General features: G+C 48.2%; 18 protein-coding genes and 1 pseudogene. 10 read left to right on the forward strand and 9 right to left on the reverse strand.

The window, feature by feature from the left end:
* Positions 1-14 precede the first annotated feature (14 nt).
* The 5 genes from BM082_RS03215 to BM082_RS03235 all read left to right on the forward strand — a co-directional run bounded on the left by BM082_RS03215 (position 15) and on the right by BM082_RS03235 (position 3479).
* Positions 15-734, forward strand: coding sequence for an ATP-binding cassette domain-containing protein (locus BM082_RS03215; protein WP_074925256.1), 720 nt, complete (start codon positions 15-17; stop codon positions 732-734).
* Positions 735-1559 carry a metal ABC transporter permease gene (locus BM082_RS03220; protein WP_074925259.1) on the forward strand — a complete coding sequence of 275 codons (825 nt, stop codon included), beginning with the start codon at positions 735-737 and terminating at the stop codon, positions 1557-1559. It begins immediately after the preceding gene.
* Positions 1560-1569: 10 nt separating this feature from the next.
* A complete protein-coding gene (locus tag BM082_RS03225) occupies positions 1570-2130 on the forward strand; it encodes a DapH/DapD/GlmU-related protein (RefSeq protein ID WP_017016012.1) in 561 nt (186 codons plus the stop codon).
* Complete coding sequence (locus BM082_RS03230) at positions 2120-3136, forward strand: CobW family GTP-binding protein (RefSeq protein WP_074925260.1); 1017 nt, start codon at positions 2120-2122, stop codon at positions 3134-3136. The genes BM082_RS03225 and BM082_RS03230 overlap by 11 nt, the downstream gene beginning before the upstream one ends.
* A 136-nt stretch (positions 3137-3272) precedes the next feature.
* The gene (locus BM082_RS03235) at positions 3273-3479 is read left to right on the forward strand and encodes a hypothetical protein (protein ID WP_074925261.1); all 207 of its coding nucleotides are present in this window, start codon (positions 3273-3275) and stop codon (positions 3477-3479) included.
* A 113-nt stretch (positions 3480-3592) separates the two neighbouring features.
* Here the strand turns inward: BM082_RS03235 and BM082_RS03240 are convergent, their stop codons facing one another.
* Positions 3593-4468: a dihydrodipicolinate synthase family protein gene (locus BM082_RS03240; RefSeq protein ID WP_017016015.1), complete on the reverse strand. Its 876-nt coding sequence runs from the start codon at positions 4466-4468 to the stop codon at positions 3593-3595.
* A 20-nt stretch (positions 4469-4488) separates the two neighbouring features.
* On the reverse strand, positions 4489-5319 hold the full coding sequence (locus tag BM082_RS03245; RefSeq protein ID WP_244275912.1) for an aldolase: 831 nt from the start codon (positions 5317-5319) through the stop codon (positions 4489-4491).
* A gap of 60 nt (positions 5320-5379) precedes the next feature.
* Between BM082_RS03245 and pdxR (BM082_RS03250) the strand changes: the two genes are divergently transcribed.
* Positions 5380-6897 (forward strand): MocR-like pyridoxine biosynthesis transcription factor PdxR, encoded by a 1518-nt coding sequence (pdxR, locus tag BM082_RS03250; RefSeq protein WP_074925262.1) that lies wholly within the window; start codon positions 5380-5382, stop codon positions 6895-6897.
* An 88-nt stretch (positions 6898-6985) separates the two neighbouring features.
* On the opposite strand, the gene BM082_RS03255 is transcribed toward pdxR (BM082_RS03250), so the two are convergent.
* From BM082_RS03255 to pdxR (BM082_RS03275), 5 genes are all read right to left on the reverse strand, one after another.
* Positions 6986-8281 carry a DEAD/DEAH box helicase gene (locus BM082_RS03255; RefSeq protein ID WP_074925283.1) on the reverse strand — a complete coding sequence of 432 codons (1296 nt, stop codon included), beginning with the start codon at positions 8279-8281 and terminating at the stop codon, positions 6986-6988.
* A gap of 278 nt (positions 8282-8559) precedes the next feature.
* Positions 8560-9204 carry a lysophospholipid acyltransferase family protein gene (locus BM082_RS03260; protein ID WP_074925263.1) on the reverse strand — a complete coding sequence of 215 codons (645 nt, stop codon included), beginning with the start codon at positions 9202-9204 and terminating at the stop codon, positions 8560-8562.
* 2 nt (positions 9205-9206) lie between these two features.
* Positions 9207-10139, reverse strand: coding sequence for a phosphatidate cytidylyltransferase (locus BM082_RS03265; RefSeq protein WP_017011952.1), 933 nt, complete (start codon positions 10137-10139; stop codon positions 9207-9209).
* Positions 10136-10822, reverse strand: coding sequence for a CDP-alcohol phosphatidyltransferase family protein (locus BM082_RS03270; RefSeq protein ID WP_017011951.1), 687 nt, complete (start codon positions 10820-10822; stop codon positions 10136-10138). Before BM082_RS03270 ends, BM082_RS03265 begins: the two co-directional genes overlap by 4 nt.
* A 157-nt stretch (positions 10823-10979) precedes the next feature.
* Positions 10980-12497 carry a MocR-like pyridoxine biosynthesis transcription factor PdxR gene (pdxR, locus tag BM082_RS03275; protein ID WP_074925264.1) on the reverse strand — a complete coding sequence of 506 codons (1518 nt, stop codon included), beginning with the start codon at positions 12495-12497 and terminating at the stop codon, positions 10980-10982.
* A gap of 127 nt (positions 12498-12624) precedes the next feature.
* On the opposite strand from pdxR (BM082_RS03275), the gene BM082_RS03280 reads away from it, so the two are divergent.
* Both BM082_RS03280 and BM082_RS03285 read left to right on the forward strand, forming a co-directional pair.
* Complete coding sequence (locus BM082_RS03280; protein ID WP_074925266.1) at positions 12625-13284, forward strand: pyridoxamine 5'-phosphate oxidase family protein; 660 nt, start codon at positions 12625-12627, stop codon at positions 13282-13284.
* Between the two features lie 103 nt (positions 13285-13387).
* Positions 13388-14278, forward strand: a complete 891-nt coding sequence (locus BM082_RS03285; protein ID WP_074925268.1) for an aspartoacylase — start codon at positions 13388-13390, stop codon at positions 14276-14278.
* A gap of 90 nt (positions 14279-14368) precedes the next feature.
* Here BM082_RS03285 and BM082_RS03290 read toward each other — a convergent pair whose 3' ends face one another.
* Positions 14369-14740: a hypothetical protein gene (locus BM082_RS03290; protein WP_074925270.1), complete on the reverse strand. Its 372-nt coding sequence runs from the start codon at positions 14738-14740 to the stop codon at positions 14369-14371.
* 105 nt (positions 14741-14845) lie between these two features.
* On the opposite strand from BM082_RS03290, the pseudogene BM082_RS24720 reads away from it, so the two are divergent.
* A pseudogene (locus BM082_RS24720) lies at positions 14846-15009 on the forward strand (IS110 family transposase); the annotation flags it as partial.
* A 17-nt stretch (positions 15010-15026) separates the two neighbouring features.
* Here BM082_RS24720 and BM082_RS03300 read toward each other — a convergent pair.
* A complete protein-coding gene (locus BM082_RS03300) occupies positions 15027-15473 on the reverse strand; it encodes a hypothetical protein (RefSeq protein ID WP_133149850.1) in 447 nt (148 codons plus the stop codon).
* A gap of 150 nt (positions 15474-15623) precedes the next feature.
* Here BM082_RS03300 and BM082_RS03305 point away from each other — a divergent pair.
* The coding region (locus BM082_RS03305) for an IS4 family transposase (protein WP_074925274.1) at positions 15624-16688 on the forward strand (1065 nt) is incomplete at its 3' end.

The raw sequence follows: 16688 nt of genomic DNA on the forward strand, positions 1-16688 counted from the left end.
AAGGAAATACCAAGATGTTGATTGAGTGTCACAATATGTCCGTTCGCATAGGGAAACGGAATATTCTCAGCAATATCAATTTGTCAGTACAGGCAGGTGAAATCATCACCCTCGTTGGCCCCAACGGTGCTGGCAAAAGTACACTCTTCAAAACCCTTATTGGTGCCCTATCCCCTAGCGCTGGCCTATTAAACAAAGCTTCTGATTTGCGCATCGGGTATGTTCCTCAGCGTTTATACATTGATGACACCCTGCCCATTACCGTCTCGCGCTTTATGAATTTACCCCGCGCACATTCACGCGAGGTAGTGACACAAGCACTCGCAGATGCAGGCGTTGCGGGGTTAGACAAACAACAGGTTATGGACTTATCAGGCGGGCAATTCCAACGTGTTTTGCTCGCTCGTGCATTACTTGGTGAACCCAATTTACTGTTGCTTGATGAAGCCACACAAGGGCTCGACCATCGTGGCACCGCTGACTTTTACCGACAAATCGCCAAAGTCAGAGAAACACGCGGGTGCGCGATTGTCATGATCAGCCATGAACTGCATGTGGTGATGAAACAAACAGATTGGGTCATTTGCCTGAATGCGCATATATGCTGCCAAGGTGAGCCTGACGTTATCAGTGACTCACACGAATACCGCGCCTTGTTTGGTCTTGATGCACAAGACGATACCGCATTGAATCTGCGCGAATCTCGCCGCCAACCTGCTACCGGAACGTGCTAAATGTTTGATGATTTCTTAATCCGCGCAATGCTCGCCAGTGTCGGTGTCGCACTGGCTGCTGCCCCGTTAGGGTGCTTTGTTGTTTGGCGACGCATGGCGTATTTCGGCGATGCAACGGCACACGCCGCGGTGCTGGGCGTGGCACTTTCACTCACGTTATCGACCCCGATTTTTGCGGGTGTGTTGGTTGTATCTCTATTAATGGCAATGACGGTTTCAGGCCTGAGTGGGCGAGGATTTGCCATGGATACATTACTCGGTGTGATGGCACACTCTTCTTTGGCGATAGGTCTTGTTGCCGTTTCTTTTCTTTCTGGCGTTAGGATTGACCTGATGTCTTATCTCTTCGGCGATATTCTTGCTGTCGGCCCCAAGGATCTTTGGCTGATTTGGGGCGGCGCAGCGTCAGTATTATTACTCATCGTGTCCCGTTGGTCTGGGCTACTTCTCTCTACATTAAACCCCGACCTTGCACTTGCGAGCGGCTTTAATCCTAAACGCGAGCAATTCATCCTTACCCTCTCCCTTGCCATTGTCGTCGCCGTTGCCATTAAAGTCGTCGGTGTACTTCTTATCGCCGCCATGTTGATTGTGCCCGCCGCAACGGCGCGCCCTTTAAGCCGAACGCCCGAAGTCATGGCGGTAATGGCGGCGCTTATCGCGGTATGTGCCAGTGTCATCGGCCTTCGCAGTTCCTACGTGTTTGACACCCCTACTGGCGCAACCATTGTGTGTGTTTGCACCGGGCTGTTTATGGTCACCAATATCGCCACAAAGTTGTTTGTGCAAGGTCGCGAAAGGTTTGCTTCATCCAAAGAAAATTAGGGAGAATCACTTGCTGAGAAAAAATCCATCAGGCCATTACCCGAACGTGTCTGAAAAGGCATTCATTGATCCTACCGCCATTATCTGTGGTCACGTCATCATTGAAGATAACGTGTTTGTGGGGCCTTATGCGGTGATCCGCGCGGATGAAGTGGATGACACGGGTAACATGCTCCCTATCATCATTCAACGCGACTCCAACATCCAAGATGGGGTGGTGATCCACTCTAAAAGCGGCGCGGCAGTGTCTATCGGTAAGCAGACATCCATTGCTCACCGTTCAATTATTCACGGTCCTTGTACGATCGGAGACGATGTCTTTATCGGGTTTAACAGCGTGATGTTTCGCACCACGATTGGCGATGGATGCGTTATTCGTCATAACTGCGTGGTGGATGGAACCGACCTTCCACCCGCCTACCATGTCCCACCAATGACGAACATTGGCCCTGGGTTCGATCTCAATTCGATCGAAAAAGTCCCGCCTGAATATTCCAGTTTTTCAGAATCCGTTGTTGAAGCAAACAATGCCTTAGTTGAAGGCTACAAAAGGTTAGCGAATGAATTCTAATGCCGCCCCAATACTCGCCGTTCCCACAAACATCATTACCGGCTTCTTGGGGGTCGGTAAAACATCGGCGATTTTACATTTACTGAAAAACAAACCGTCTAATGAACGCTGGGCGGTATTGGTGAATGAGTTTGGTGAAATTGGCGTCGATGGCAGTTTGTTTGAAGGCACACACACCAAACAACAAGGTGTGTTTATCCGTGAAGTACCTGGTGGGTGCATGTGCTGTGCGGCGGGGCTTCCTATGCAAATTGCGCTGTCACAACTGCTTTCTGAAGCAAGGCCAGATCGTCTGTTGATCGAACCAACAGGGCTAGGCCACCCTAAAGAAGTACTGGAAGTGCTGACATCCGAGTATTACCAAGAGGTGCTCGCGTTGCAAAAAACGCTGACCTTGGTGGATGCAAGAACCCTTTCCGACGAACGATACACCAACCACGCCACCTTTAATCAGCAGATTGCGATGGCAGATTTAATCGTCGGCAATAAAGTCGACTTATACCGTGAGGGCGACACAGCGAAGTTGGCTAACTATGTCAGAACGCACGCTGCGCCGCAGACCGAGATTGTTTTAACCCAAAACGGCGACATTCCGTTTTCTCTTCTGTCTGGCCCAAGTGCGAACCACTTGCTGAACCCACCTGGTCACCACCACCATCATCATCACCACAAACAAGACAAGCCATTGGCATCTGAACTTCCCCTGCCTGAAAGCGGTTTTCTTAAAGCAGAAAATAGAGATGAAGGTTACTCAAGCATCGGTTGGCGCTTTTCTGCGAGTAAAGTCTTCGACTATCAAAAGCTCTCTGCATTTTTATTAACCATTCGTGCGGTGAGAATGAAGGCGGTGTTTATTACAAATACCGGCGTGTTTGGCTATAACCTCACCCTAGACGCGTTGGAAGAGTTGGAATTGGATGATGCGATGGAAAGCCGCATCGAGATTATCTCTGATCAACAACACGATGATTTGGAACCTAACTTGTTAGACTGCATGCTTGCCTAACGCCTCGCATCAACGCTAAATGGGCTAACGTGTTAGCCCTTTATCCCCCTTTGTTGAGCCTTTAAGACAACATACACTTTGGAAATTTTTCCAGTGCGGTATGCTAGTTACTCGGCCAACAAGGAAACGTTTTGCCATGTTTTTTCGTATTCTAAGCCTACTGATTGCGGTGGGCGTTATCGCACTTATTGTGACACCTGATGCACCCGATTCACTGCGTTGGATGGCATGGGTGTATCTGCTCGTCATGTGTGGCATTGGCATGATTGCCATGAACGGCCCGCGTATTCATCAATGGCTGGAAGAAAAAGAAGCAGCGTTGAAATCGCGGTTTAAGCGTTAGGTTCCCTTTGATAGCAAACCCTAAAGAGAAAGCTGGTCGCCTCAACACGACCGGCTTTTTTAATGTTCTTTCAACGATTAACGTCAAAAGTCGCGTTATCTCTTCTTACCTCTTTATTTTCTTTTCATTAAATGCTTCAGCAGTGCAGCTTCAGAGGCTGTCGCACCGCGTAACGGGCGACGAGGTAAACCTGCCTCAATACCATTCAATGCCAACCCCGCTTTAATCGCTTTAGGTATGCCACCAGCAACGATGAAACGCAGCATAGGAAGTTGTTGATAGAAGATATCTCTTGCTTCATCCAAATTCCCCTCTACCACACGTTGATAAAGCGCTTTGGGCTGCTTTCCAAGTAGATTAGGGGCAGCAGTACACCACCCTGACGCACCAGCACACAAGGCTTCAAGCGCAAGTGGATTGCTCCCATTAAAAAACGGTAACGCCCCGTTGGTCAGCGTAAACAGGCTATGCATGCGCTGAATATCACCGGTACTTTCTTTCACCATGGTGACGTTTTCTATCTCATTGAACATACGCACTAACAATTCAGGTGACATATCAATGCCGCTTGTCGCGGGGTTGTTGTAAACCATGATGGGCAATGAAATCGCGTCTGATATTTCTTGGTAATAGTTGAAGATTTCTTGATCAGTTAACTTCCAGTAGGACACTGGAATGATCATCACCCCATCGGCACCGATAGATTCGGCATACCTTGCTTTGCTGATAGCCTGTAAGGTCGTTAACTCTGAAATACCCACAATAACAGGCACTCGGCCTCCGACTTTTTGGATGGTGAAGTCAGCAACTCGTCGCCACTCATCTAGGCTCAGGTAAGCGCTTTCCCCAGTGCTGCCTAACGGGGCAATCGCATCACTGCCATTGTCGATAAGGTGTTCTAACGTTTCACCAAGCACCTCAAAATTAATGCTGCGCTCGTCTGCACTGAAAGGCGTGATCGGGTAAGAAATAATGCCAAATAGGTTCACAATGCTTTCCTCTGTTTGACTCAAATACAATCGGGGTGGGTTTTCAAAACTTGTCTCGCGTAGTAAGCAAAATTGACCTTATTTCGCTTATCCGTCGACACCCAGTCATGCGCTTCATTAGCCAGTTCCGGTAATATTTGCTGAATCTGTCCCGCTGCCATCGCGAGCAGTTGAAGCTTGGCAGCTCGCTCAATCAAAATGGCGAGATTACAGGCCTCTTCAATGGTTTTACCCGTGACCAATTGGCCATGGTGAGCCAACAAAATCGCACGTTTGTCACCCAATGCCTTTGAAATAAGGATCCCTTCTTCATTGCCTACAGGCACACCCGGCCAATCAGCCAGAAACGCACAATCATTGTACAAACCACAGGTATCCATATGCGAAACCGTAAGCGGGACTTTCAACATCGACAAGGCCGCCACATAGGTTGGGTGGGTATGAATAATGCAGTTCACCTCAGGGTGTTCTTTGTAAACCCAGGTATGAAAGCGATTCGCGGGGTTTGCCATACCTTGCTGATCGATCGGCTCTAAATCTTGATCTACCACCAAAAGGTTTTCTGCGGTGATTTCATCAAAGCCCAACCCAAATCGTTGTGTAATAAAGGTGTTCGGTTTATCTGAGCGACAGGTAATTTGTCCCGCTAGCCCTGAATCGTGTCCTTTGGTGAACAATATGCGGCACGTTAACGCCAGCTTTTCCCTATCTGTTAAGGCAGGGTCTGGTATTTGCGCCTTCATATTGGATTTGGCCATTTCCATCAACGTGTTCTTACTAAAAGCGTCAGTTTTCACGATATTTCCTCCGTAGACATTGCGTCCATTGACGACAAAATCCACAATAGTCATTCTCTGGACCCTAAATAACAGCCAGTTTTTCTTTCTTTACTGGTCCAGGTGGAGGGGTTCATGCTTCGCCCTTGGCAAACAAAAATTTGGTTAACACGACAGCGCGGAGAATCTATTCATACAACGTTAAGCAATCAAATTGCTGACGATATACGTCTGGGCCGATTGGCGTCTGGCCACTTAATGCCAGGAACACGGTCACTCGCCACACAGCTCGGCGTGAATCGAAAGACGGTTCAGTCTGTTTACGAAGAGTTGGAATCTCAAGGTTGGTTGGTGTCGAAGCCGCGTCGGGGAACCTACGTCGCTGACATGCTGCCTGAATCTTCACTATCGAGAGAACATCAGCATCTTGTAGATTTGGGGCAAGGTGAGTGTAGCCATGAGGAACGCGACGTAATAAAAGAGGCCGTGAACTCAGCGCCATGCTCACACATGCTCATGCCTTCCTCCGTTATTGCGCCTAATGCAAATGACGGCATTCCAGATACGCGCCTTATTCCTTACGAACTGCTCTCCCGCGCATTCCGTCGAGCCATCGTACAAACAAGTCGTCAATCCTATATGGGGTATGGCGATCCACGAGGCACCTTAGAACTGCGTCAATCGCTCCAACACATGCTAAACATGGACAGATTCATGAATGTCTCAACCAATCAGGTATGTGTTGTGCGTGGCAGCCAAATGGCAATCTATTTGTCTTCTCGCGTTTTGAACCCAGAAAATGGCGTGTTAGTGGTAGAAGCTCTTTCCTACACCCCCGCCATTGCGGCTTTTGAATCAAACGGCTTTTCTATTATTCGATGCAAGCAAGATGAACGCGGGCTCGATGTTCAAGATTTAGAGAGAATCTTAAAACAGCATAAAGTGGCAGGCGTTTACACCACGCCGCACCATCAATACCCCACAACGGTGTGCTTATCGATGGATCGTCGCCTCCAGTTGCTTCAACTGTCGAAGCGATACGAATTTGTGATCATGGAAGACGATTACGATCATGAATTTCACTATGACAGCCGCCCCATACCGCCCTTGGCAAGCCTACCTCATAGCGAGAACGTGATTCATATGGGATCGCTTTCTAAAGTGTTCGCGCCCGGTTTAAGGTTGGGCTATATGGTCGCCAGTAACGCCTTCATCGACCGTGTCGCGCAAGAGATCACCCTCATTGACCGACAGGGCAACACCGTCACTGAACTGGCTGTGGCAGACTTAATGCAATCGGGAGATGTGAAGAAGCACATTCGAAAAGTCCGTAAGATTTACCAAGCACGGCGTGATGTCACTGCAACAGAGTTAACACGTATTTTCGGCGACACAATCACGTTCACCTTACCCGCTGGCGGATTAGCGTTATGGATCGATATATCTCAACTACTGAGCAAAAAATACCGCGACCACCTCGAACTCAAAGATGCTAACCTCTCTGCTTTGTTTGACGGCCATGTGGTCGTTAGCACGGATAAAACACAAGACGCGGGTAATCTGCGGGCGCATATACGGTTCGGCTACGGAGCACTCACTGAGGAAGAAATCACCGTGACGCTAGAGCAGCTCGCGGACAAATTGAAGGGATGAGCATCATAAAGGTAAAAAGGGTTGGCAATGCCAACCCTTTTTCAATCTATAGCCACGCTAACGTGATTGGATGTATAGAACGCTTCGCTTACAGTCTTTTCAGCCAGATTTCTGCGGCTGATGGTTTGCGATCTTTGTTTTTGTTCTTTTTCTTGCCGCTACCCGCAGGTTTTGCCATTGGTTTAGCCACATTCGCGAGGGCTTCTGCAACAGACGCATCGACTTCAAAGCCTGCGACTTCTTCGCGCTCAAGGCGAAGTTTGTTCTTCTTCTCGATGATGCTGAAATGGTGGTAGTCCTCATGATCGAGAAGCGAAAGCGCCAAACCGACTTCACCTGCACGGCCACTTCGACCAATGCGGTGCATGTAATCTGCTGGGCTACGTGGCAAATCAAAGTTGATCACCACAGGCAGTTTTTCGATATCCAGACCACGCGCCGCGATGTCTGTCGCGATAAGCACGTCGATTTCACCAGATTTAAAACCATCCAGCACACGTGTACGCGAACCTTGGCCTTTATCACCGTGGAATACTTCCGCCTTAATACCGCGTTTTGCCAGTTTCTCTGCCAAGTGTTCACAATGCTTTTTCGCATTCACGAAAATCAGCGCTTGTCGCCACGCGTTCTGTTGAATTAAATGCGCAAGAACGGCCGTTTTTTCACCTTGGTTCACGGTGAAAACACGTTGAACCAGTGTGCTTGCATCAGCACTTTGCAATTGAAGTTCGACAGGGTTGTTCAGCAACGCGTGAGCAAGCGATGTCACTTCTTCAGGGAAGGTCGCTGAGAACAATAGGGTTTGTTTTTGCTTTGGTAACAAGGCCAACAGCGCAGAAAGCTCTTCGGTAAAACCAAGGCTTAGCATGCGGTCAGCTTCATCAAGAACCAGGGTTTTCACGCGATCAAGTTTAATGGCATTGCTTGAAATCAGATCAAGCAAACGGCCCGGTGTTGCCACCAGCACATCTGTGCCGCCACGCAATGCCAGCATTTGCGTATTGGCAGACACGCCACCAAATACCGCTACAGTTTTTACCGCGCCATTAAAATGCACAGAGTAAGATTTAATGCTGTCTGCAACTTGCTTTGCCAATTCGCGGGTTGGTACCAACACCAAGCCAGTGACATAGTTACCTTTGCCGCCTTTTGACGTGCCGCCCTGCTGTTCAACAATGTGTTGCAGCATTGGCAGTGCAAAGGTGGCCGTTTTACCTGAACCAGTATTCGCCCCAGCAATGAGGTCGCGCCCTGCTAATGCACTTGGGATTGCTTGCGCTTGAATAGGCGTTGGCTGCTGATATTCCAACTCGGTTAAACGTGCTAACAGAGGAGAAATAAGGCCGAGTTCAGTAAAGTTGGCTGGCGTCTTTGCAGTAGTCATTAAGATAAAAGGCTCAAAGCTAAAATGATAGCCGAACATTTTAGTGTATTTCGCCCCTACTCAGTTAGTGATATTGATCACTATCCGTCTTTCGTCCACTGTGCAGATCTGCCTCTTGGGCGAGATCTCGCTTGTTCTATGGATTGGAAACATCAAGATTCAATGTAGAAACAAGGTATTAGCGACAAAATTCATGACACTCCTGTTCAACACGGATCAGAGCATCACTTTTTCTGGTTTGTCCTAACGACGAGCAGAAAAACACGATGAAGGGAAAATTAAAGCACTTGGGTCACACAGTGCTTCGTTAGCGATTCATAGGCTGCCTGCATGTCTGTCAGAAAGGCATCGGAATTCTCAAACGCGTCCAGTGGCTCCCCCACAACCACATCACAATTGAAAGGCACAAACATCGCCGTGCCTTTGGGCAGGGATAGCCCAAGACCGCGCATCACCACGGGAAGCACCGGGCATTTGTCATACTCACTGACCAAATGATAAATGCCCTTTTTCAACCCACTCATCACTTCTGGCTCACCGCGGCTGCCTTCAGGAAACACCAACAAAATATCGTTATCACGCAGTGCACGGTGGCACTCATCAAACAATTTGTCTTTATCCGCCCCAGAATGCATCCGTTTAATGGGAATAATGCCAATCACATTCAGCGATAGCCAAGAGACAAAACGGTTCGAGAGAAAGTAATCAGCGGCAGCAACAGGACGCACTTTGTGCACTTGGCTAATCGGAAACAACGCGAGCAACACCAGCGTATCAAGATGGCTATTGTGGTTGGCAGCAAGCACTGCTGGACCACTCACGGGGAGCTTGTCTCTGTTAATGACATTGAGGCCAAGCGCAATGAACACCAATGGCTTTACTATCAGCAGCACAAACAACACTTTTAGTACTTTCGGCAACATAATCAATAATATAAGTAATAGATATAATGAAAAAACAATGGCGCTGTAAACATCAAGCTATCCACGCGATCAAGAATACCGCCATGCCCAGGGATGAGATGACCCGTGTCTTTGATTTTCAAATCTCGCTTCACTGAAGAAATGACCAAGTCCCCAATAAATCCGCTTAACGAAATGATCAACCCTGCGACCATGCCTTCTAACGGCGTAAGCGGCGTCAAATACGGTGCCGCAAAATAGGAAAGCACGACGATGGTAATACCGCCGCCGATAAACCCTCCCCACGTTTTGTTCGGGCTGACTTTCGGGATGATTTTCCGCTTCCCAAAACTCTTCCCGCACACATATTGGCTAACGTCGTTTAGCTGAGTAAATATCAGGAGGAAAAGCAGCATACCGAGGGATCCCGCATCGGGGTTTTTGCTTGGAAGCACCAGTAAATACGCCATGTGGCTGAGGCAAAATACCGTCAACATCATTGACCAGTGAATCATCCCCGCTGAGCGAATAAATCCGTTCGTATCACCAATTAACACCGCCACCATCGGCAGATAAAGAAACATGTAGACGGGAATGAAGATGATAAACATCCCGTACCATTCAATGGAGAGCCAGTAATAGTGAAGCGGAATGGAAAGATAGGCCCAGAAAATGACCCGTCGGTCAGCTAAGCGTATTGGCACAATAGAAAGAAACTCTTTCAACGCCATAAAACTCAGAAAACCGAAGAAAACAATGGTGTACTGAAGAGGCAAGAAAAGCGCGACAAAGATAATGCCCACCATCCACCACCAGGAGCGGATCCTGAGCTTTAATTCCAGAAAATCGCCATCGGGCGTGGTGCGCGATTTCCAAAGATACACTGCCGTGCCCGCCACAAGCGCGGCGAAAACAGAGACCATCACATGCTGAGAATGAGGAAGAATAGAGGTCATTGTTTATCCCCATCTTTCAACGCTGTACCTTCAACGTCCTGATAGATGAACACCAAACGTCGCCAACATGTCACTAAGCTGCCTAGCAGCATCACAACAAGCGCCAATTCGATGATGTTGACAGGAAGATCTGTAAAAAAGCCTGTCAGATTCTGAAGAAAGAGCACCACGAGAGCGCCCGTTAACAACGCCATGCGATGTTGCTTCGCCATGGGGCCACGAAAATCCGCTTTCGTTCCCATGCTGACACCCAACACGCGGATATACGCCGTGAGAACAGCGACCAGCGCACAGGCCCACGCCAAATACATCCCGCTTTCATGTTGCGTGGCAAAGCCTACGCCAATGATAAATAAAGGATCGGCAATGCGATCAGGCACATCGTTGAACAGCTCACCGGATGCGGTACTTTTTCCGCCTTCAATGGCGACCATGCCATCAAACAAATTACACAGCAGGCGACTTTGAATACACAGTGCCGTCACCAGTAAAAGCACACTGGATGCAAAAAAATGGTACCCAAGCATTGCCGCAAATCCCAATGCGGCAAACACAATGCTCATCAACGAAATCTGATTCGGCGTAATATCGTGATTGTTAATCCACACAGCGATGCGTTGCGTGAGAGCACTCTGTCGCACCGCTAACGGACGACGACTCGCGTCATTGATTTTGGGGTCCATCCATCCTCTCGACATAATCCATTAATTTAACGATATCTTAGCGTTACATCTTTATTTCACATACGGCGTTAGACGCGTTTTTGCATATAATGTCAAAAATGCGAATCACCTATTTTTTTAAAACGAAAACAAAAGATTGCATCATCAACTGACGTAATCAGCATTGCGCTTCAAAGCATTCGGCCAATTTCTTCACACCTTGGCGAATATCTTCTAAAGAACTGTTGCCAAAACCCGCCACCAGCGTGCGGTGCATCCAATCTGGCACCTCATCCACTGTCTCAGCATCGCAGTAAAATGCCAGTGTACGGATCGTGACACCCTTTTCTTCTAGCAATGCTTTAGCCTCTAACGCCGTTAATCCGCCTTGCCATCGGAACGTGACATGCAGCCCTGCAGCTTGGCTGATGACCTCCATGCGATCGCCGAAATGTTCATGCAATGCCTGAACAAATACCCGCTGCTTTTCTTGGTACAAGGTGCGCATTTTTCGGATGTGACGCAGGTAATCCCCTTCAGCGATGAACTCCGCCAAGACTTCTTCAATGTGCATCGCAGAGTCACCGCCGATGGCATCTTTCACGCTCAAGCATTTCTCGACAAGAGATTCCGGCACCACCATGTAACCGACACGAATCGCAGGCAGCAGGGTTTTACTGAAGGTGCCGACATAAATGACATTCGCGGCGTCGCCATGAAACTTGGTCGCGAGCCCCTGCAAGGAAGGATAAGGGCGGTTAGCGAATTGAAACTCGCTGTCGTAGTCATCTTCAATGATCCATCTTGCCTGTTTGCCGTCGGTTTTCTGCGCCGCCCACTCAATGCATCGCATACGATCATTGGTGTTTAAGCTCGTGCCCATGGGGTATTGATTGCTCGGCGTCAGGTACACCGCTTTGCCATCAAACTGATCGAGCAATGAAATGTCTGCCCCCGTTTTTGCGTCCACAGGCAAATAAGACACATTGATATGGCTACGATCGAGCACCTTACGCATTTGCGCGTAGCCGGGGTTTTCCATCATCACCTTCTCACCCGCCTCAAGAATGGCGTTAATGGCGATATACAGCGCTTGTTGTGCGCCCACAGTAATGATGATGCGCTGCGGCGACGCATCCACTGAGCGGCTAAATGACAAGTAGTCACTCAGGGCTTGGCGAAGCGCAAGATTGCCCTGAATGTCATTCTGCCCACCAAGGTGCGCGCGTTGAAAGTGGCATTGCAGCGATCGTGCCCACTTCTTGTGGGGAAACTGCACAAGATCGGGTACCCCAGGCGCGAAAGGTCGATTTCGAACATGCGCATCAAACGGTGGACGTTGATCCGTTTCCTTCCCTTCTAAGGGCAAGTCTGAAAGAGAAGGAGGCGGCACAGATCCTTGAAGATCGCCCTGCGTGTTCGTGTGTAAATAGTGATCCGGCGTTGCCCATTGAATGAAATACCCTGCCCCGCGTCGGCTCTCAATGTAGCCCTCGGCTTTCAATTGCTCATACACCGCTGTGACCGTGTTGCGACTGACGCGCAATTCTTCCGCCAACAAGCGGGTTGCGGGTAAGCGTCCGTTTGTCGGCCACTGGCCATTCAAAATCTTGTCTTGAATCGCAAGGTACAAAGCACTTTGCTTAGACGTATTGCCCGCATCTAATCGTAAATCACCGATATCAATGGGTTGCATGGTATCCCGCCTCAAAATTGGATCTATTGAGTTATTAAAACTGGCTCTATTTAAGGTGCCAGTTTACCCGTAGATTGCAAGTCAACGGACAAACAAAAACAAAATAGCGCCAAAAAAGGGGAATGTGATGACAGTAGGAACAACCGAGAGAACACGCGTAAGAAAAGGCGCACACAAGGCAGTGAAAGACCAAGAGGCGCTATACAGCATCATTGATGAATCCAAGCTGGCGCACGTCGCGTTTAGTGACAAACGCGGCCCCACTGTCATCCCCATGCTTGCTTGGCGTATCGGCAACAACATCTACATCCACGGTGCGAAAAACAGCCAAATGTTAAGGCACCTGAAAAATGGCGAGCCGTGCAGCATGACCTTCTCAATACTCGATGCGTGGGTATTGGCACGCTCGGCCTTTCACCATAGTGCGCACTATCGCTGCGCCATGGCATTCGGTCGTTTTTCAGTGGTGGAAAACAATGAAGAAATATCCGTCGCGCTGGATGCTTTTCTAGAGCAAATCGCACCGGGACGAAGCAAAGAAGCGCGCCCCGGCAATGAAAAAGAACTCACCGCCACAGAAATGCTGGTGATGCCGCTGGATGAAACCTCGGTGAAAATTGGACGTCACGGTGTGAACGATGATTTGGCAGACATGGACATTGATGTGTGGGCGGGTATTTTGCCGTTTCGCACCGTTGCAGGGCCGTTGGAACCAACATCTGACAACAAAGTTAGCGAAGTGCCAGACTATTCCAGCGCATACGAAGGCCGTTGGCATAACGAGTAAAACCAACATAGTTGCATGATTATGCATTCCTCGAGTGTATCGTGCTTGGGGAATGCCCATCACCCTGATATATTGAATTTTCGTCTATCAGGAGAGGACAAGGATGAGCACATTCAATCGGGTAGCCATTGTCGGCGGTACCCACGGCAACGAATTCAGCGGAATTTACCTTCTTAAAAAGTGGCAGGCTTCCCCTGCACTGATCAGCCGCTCGAGCTTTGAAACGGAAACACTCTTTGCTAACCCCAATGGCTTTCGCGATAACAAACGCTATCTCGACGTCGACCTCAACCGACAGTTCCTTCCTGCCGATCTCGCGAACATGGAATTAAGCAATTACGAGCAAAGCCGCGCCAAAGTGATCAACGCGCAGCTTGGCCCGAAAGGCAATGCCCGCACTGATTTGGTTATCGACTTGCACAACACCACCAGCAACATGGGCCCAACCATCATCTTGCTGAAAGCCGATGCGTTTAACACCCAGCTTGCTGCGTATGTGTCTTCACGTATGGCAAACGCCGTTATTCTGTTTGAAGACCATTGTTCGATGGAAGAGCATTACTTCCTCTGCTCAATCGCAGACCAAGGCATCATCGTAGAAATTGGCCCGCAACCACAATCCGTGGTTCGCCAAGATGTGCTGGATTGGATGGACGAAATGACCGCCCACATTCTGGATTTTGTGGAACTGTTCAATAAGAACGAAGTGCCTGAGCTGCCAGCGACGGTTTCTGCCTACCGCTATGAAGAAACGCTAAAGTTGCCAGAAAGTGAAGACGGCGAGCGCCTAGGCATGGTGCATAAGAATGTGCAAGATGCTGACTTTACCGTACTGCGCAACGGCGACCCCATCTTCACCCTGTTTGACGGCTCAGAAGTCTGCTGGGAAGGCGATTACGATGCCTACCCGCACTTCATCAACGAAGCCGCGTATTACGACAACAACCTTGCGATGTCGCTCGGTAAGAAAGTCGACATTGAAGTGATTCGCTAAGCGTTCATTGATGCGAGTATGAAAAAAGCGCCGTATAAAAACGGCGCTTTTTGTTTTGTGCGAAGCACATGTTTTCGCGTGGCTTAACGCTTAGTCAATGTCGCAATCATTGCAACGTTGCAGTGACATTTCATGTTCAAAAACGGCGTCGTTACCTTCTGCTAGAAGCTCTGCGATTTCATCCGCCACTTCTTGCTCATCTTCCGCTTTCACTTGGCTCGCAAGGTCTTCTTCTGAGTAACCGTAGAAATTAAGCAGTAAGTAATCGCGCGCTTCCTCTTTTGTACACGTCACGTTCACCGAAAACTCTTGCTCTACCTTGCCTTGCGCAATAATCGCCGCCATTTGTGCAACGACATCCTCTTTCATCGCTGCCGTTAACCAACCAAGATCGGTGCTTACTTTGGTATTTTTACAGTTAAAACAAGGCGCTTGATGAAAGTAATATTGAAAATCAGTCATGGATAATTTTTCGTTAAGTGTTTTGAAGCAAGATTATGAGCGTTTTTTTGGAAAATACTATCTCAATAGGTTCGGAAGAGAGGATTGCCCTGGATGACTTAGGGCGCGATGCAATGTAACCCTACCTTCAAAGCAACCTACAAACATTTGGTCACACTGGAAAACCCTAAAAAGTTGCCATCATAGCCAGTATGAGAAAGATGGTTGTTATCTTAAATTCTATGGTCAGAGATAGCGGCATGTGGGATGAAAAATCATTAATGTCATAGTCGTTTGTTAGCCATCTTTAAAGGCGATGACACCTAGCTTGAAATTCTGTGGACAGTATTCTTTCACCACGTTCCTGAGACTTTACGTAAGCGTCATCAGAAACTAAAAATGTACCTTTTAATTTTGTCGTAACCACCCCTTGCAGCCAAACATAATACGGTCTTAGATTATTTGCTACTTGCTCAACTGTAGTTTGATTACCAGTTTCTTTCATAACAAATACCAAGGTAAAGGACACATTGGACTCATCTGCATATTTGAAAGCATGTGTGAGTGCGCCAATAAACGCTTTTCTATCTGACTTTGTCTCACTTTCAAGCACAATTTGAATCGTGCCACTAGCATCCTTTATTGAGATGTCTGGTCGATAATTGCCTATTACAGATATGTTTTGACCATTACTCGAGATTTCATGACCTAAAGGCAGTTTATGCGAAAAACTTTTAAACTCAGAATCTTTCAAAGCTTCGGACTCCATATCGACTGATGGCTAACGCCTGCATCTAGCGAATCCCCTCAAAATTCCTCTTTTAAACAATGAGAAAGACGCGCACCGTACCTTTTGATCTAATGAATTTCGCCAAAAACCACATTCCAACAAGAGGAATTACCGATGCGCGATATTCAAATTCTACAAGATACATTAACTAATCAGTGTCCCACTATTCATAAAAAACGGCTTCATTCTCTCCTACTTGCGACTCAATCCTCACTCGATGGCGCTGATCTAACACTCACAAAACTTGGTCGCTCACTCGACGTTAGGACGACCGCTAAACATGCTATCAAGCGTGTCGACCGACTGCTTGGCAACGCACAGTTACACCGTGAAAAAGATGAGATCTATAAATGGCATGCCAACCTTATTGCCCGCGCTAACCCTTGCCCTGTGATTTTGGTTGATTGGTCTGATGTGAGGGAACAACTTCGCTATATGACTTTACGCGCCTCTATCGCTCTCGATGGTCGCGCTGTCACCCTTTACGAGCAAGCGTTTGAATACGCACAATATAACTCACCAAAAACGCATCAACGTTTCCTCGATAAACTTGACGACATTCTCCCTCTCGGCGCCACACCTATTATTGTGTCGGATGCAGGCTTTCGAAACACCTGGTTCCGGCAAGTAGAAGAAAAAGGCTGGTTCTGGCTGGGGCGTGTTCGTGGTGAAGTCGCTATCAAACTTCACCGCCAAGATTGGCAATGCAATAAAGTACTCTATCCTAAGGCAAACGCTAAACCCGCCTACCTGGGCACCTGCCAACTGGCACGCCGCTCTCCTCTGGCTTGCCATGCTCATCTTGTGAAACAGGCTTCGAAAGGACGTAAGGTGCAACGTCATACCCGTACCAGTAAGAAGCATACGGCGTCTCGTCTCTTTGCCAAAAGCGCAAACGAGCCGTGGCTACTGGTGACTAATATCCCGAATGACACGCTAAACGCGATTCAGATAACACGCTTATATGCAAAGAGAATGCAGATAGAGGAAGCGTTCCGCGATTTAAAAAGTCCCGCATATGGACTGGCTCTTCGGCATAACCGAACCCGTTGTATCAAGCGCCTCAACATCTTGTTATTAATTGCGCTGCTGGCAGAGGTACTGATGTGGTGGAACGGTCTGATTGCGACAAAAGCTAAATGGCAATACGACTTTCAAGCCAACACCATTAAGCATCGG

The sequence above is a fragment of the Enterovibrio norvegicus DSM 15893 genome (assembly GCF_900115495.1).
Classification (GTDB): Bacteria; Pseudomonadota; Gammaproteobacteria; order Enterobacterales; family Vibrionaceae; genus Enterovibrio; species Enterovibrio norvegicus.